General features: G+C 49.5%; 3 protein-coding genes and 2 pseudogenes. 4 read left to right on the top strand and 1 reads right to left on the bottom strand.

Annotated elements, in window-relative coordinates:
- Nucleotides 1-168, bottom strand: a 168-nt coding sequence (locus VGM55_RS01565; RefSeq protein WP_331634359.1) for a helix-turn-helix transcriptional regulator, incomplete at its 3' end; no start/stop codon positions are given.
- A gap of 101 nt (nt 169-269) precedes the next feature.
- Between VGM55_RS01565 and VGM55_RS01560 the strand changes: the two genes are divergently transcribed.
- From VGM55_RS01560 to VGM55_RS01545, 4 genes and pseudogenes are all read left to right on the top strand, one after another.
- Nucleotides 270-653, top strand: coding sequence for a helix-turn-helix domain-containing protein (locus tag VGM55_RS01560; RefSeq protein WP_331634358.1), 384 nt, complete (start codon nt 270-272; stop codon nt 651-653).
- A gap of 283 nt (nt 654-936) precedes the next feature.
- Nucleotides 937-1,074, top strand: a pseudogene (locus VGM55_RS01555) (hypothetical protein); the annotation flags it as partial.
- 166 nt (nt 1,075-1,240) lie between these two features.
- On the top strand, nt 1,241-1,573 hold the full coding sequence (locus VGM55_RS01550) for a hypothetical protein (protein WP_331634357.1): 333 nt from the start codon (nt 1,241-1,243) through the stop codon (nt 1,571-1,573).
- Nucleotides 1,574-1,795: 222 nt separating this feature from the next.
- Nucleotides 1,796-2,399, top strand: a pseudogene (locus VGM55_RS01545) (3'-5' exonuclease); the annotation flags it as partial.

The following is a 2,399-nucleotide window of genomic DNA, read 5'->3' as shown; positions in this document are numbered from 1 at the left end:
CACCCCAAGTGAATTAAGTGCAGATACGATATGACGGGAATCATCCAGACTGGGAACCCGCAAGGATCTTTCGTAATTGGCTAATCGCGGCTGGTTCCAGCCGGCCTCTCTTGCCAGAGCTTGTTGTGAAATATTGGCTTTTTTCCGGAAGTACGAAATATGGTTCATGGGAATCTCCTGTTGTGTAAATCAACATTCACACATTGTGAAGTTAATGTCAACGCAAAACGTGAATCACAAATATTCACTCTTTGTGATAAAGTGGTGATATGAAAATACTTGCTGAAGAAATCGGAGAGCGCATAAAGGCGCTAAGAACCGAGAAAGGATTGAGCCAGGGGCAGCTTGCAAAATTATGTGGCTGGTCCGGAGCATCGCGTATTGCAAACTATGAGTACGGCACCAGAAATGTTGGCGTTGACGATGCAGTAAGCCTTGCTAAAGCGCTTGGGACATCCCCTGTCGTTATTCTCTTTGGTGAACAAGGCGATCCATCTCAATGGCTAACGGATAAACAAAAAAGAGTCTTATCCTTGTTTGACCAACTGCCTGAGTCAGAGCGGGATCGGATGATTGACACTTTCGAGCTTAGACTCAAAGAAATTGATGACTACGTAGAGAAGTATCTTAGAGGAAGATACACTCCGTCTTAACTTCCCCCCATCTTCTGTCAACCGGCCTGGCGCCGGTTTTTTTATGTCTAAAGAAAAAAAACACTATCCACACAATTCAAGATTCACATTTCGTATTGACAAACAATTCACAACATGTGAAGCTCCTGGCTACACAATACAGTAACGCGTCATCCAGGCAGGAAGCCCACGAAGTAGCTGCCGGCGGCATACGAAACACCGGATGAGATGACAAATTGAAATGCGCAGCAGGCAGTAACCGTTCCGCCAGCCTGGCGATAAGGGCAAAACAGGAGAATACGGGATGATTGATTTCGCACGTAAACCAGCAGCAAACCAGGCTGTTCGCCTGAACCTCTTTGAGGTGATGCTTCGCAGGCTCTGTTACATCCTGGCACAGAAGGGTGACCCGACTGCCGACAAACAGCCCTCAGTCCATTAAATATCGAGTTTTGACCAATGGCAGCGCCAGCCTGATGCCCTGTGCGCGGGGCATTGTGATGGCAATGTCGCCATCATAACCAGACAGGAGACGAAGACCTGTTCTGGTTAAACTGGAAATATGTTCTTTTGCCCGCGTCGTGGCGGGCTCTTTTTCCGGAGGAACTATGTCAGCAAATGAACTGGCCCTGCGCTTCAGTACCGCTCCGGCTGAGCAGTTAATCGGGGTTTTGTCGGTGTATGAAGTGAAGGAAGCCCTTCGTGAAGAAATTGAAGATGATGTTATGGGGGAAATCTGGCAGGAACATAAATTTGAAATGGACGCAGTTGAAGAGCAGGCGGAGGAAGCAGAACGACGTGCGAGTGAGCATGGAGATGCTGCGGCTGCTTTAGGAACGGCGATAAAACAGGCTCTGAAATTTCTCCCGGACGGTGAGGCTAAAAATATCCTCGTTGACGCCATAGAGGACAATCAGGGATACGGACGCGACCCTCTTTAACGTAAAAACCCGCGCAAGGCGGGTCAGTACGCCGGTCAGCCGACCAGAGCTTTCCGGAATCGAGTTTTGACCAATGACCACTACCCGAAGCGGCAATCATCAGCTGCCGGGTATCTTACAACCTGACGGAGCCCGAACGCAATGAACACCTGTGTATATTTTATTAAATCCAGACTGAAAGCACCTGAAGCTGAAAGCTTACTCTGCTGGATAACAGCCATAACAGATGCCCTGAATAACGATACTGTTCACCATAAAGAAGTTGACGAAACGCAGTTGTTCACTCACCTCATGATTGACCTGGAAGCATTCGGTACAAACCCGGACGCACCGATAGTTTCAATTGGGGCCGTGTTTTTCAATCCTGAAACCGGCAGGATGGGCAGCGAATTTTACAAAGTCATTAGCCTCGAGTCCTCCATGGCCTTCGGTGGTCGCCCGGATGCAGATACCATTCTCTGGTGGCTGAAGCAGTCCGCAGAGGCTCGCTCTGCGATTCTGGTTGATGACGCCATTCCTTTTGATGACGCCCTGCTTCAGCTAAACGATTTTATCTGCGAAAACGCGGTAAATGGACCGGCCAGCGTTCAGGTATGGGGTAATGGGGCGACATACGATAACGTCCTGCTGCGCAGCGCTTATAAACGCACCGGTATACCCGCCGTCTGGACGTTCCGGAATGATCGGGACGTACGCACCATCGTCGAAATGGGCAAAGCGGTTGGTATTAATCCGCGCTATGAAATCCCGTTCGAAGGCGATCAGCATAACGCCCTTGCCGATGCTCGCCACCAGGCCAAATACGTTTCAGCCATCTGGCAACAGC

Source organism: Cedecea sp., from assembly GCF_036500665.1.
In the GTDB taxonomy this organism is placed as follows: Bacteria; Pseudomonadota; Gammaproteobacteria; order Enterobacterales; family Enterobacteriaceae; genus Cedecea.
This window is presented reverse-complemented; position numbering and strand designations above follow the sequence as displayed.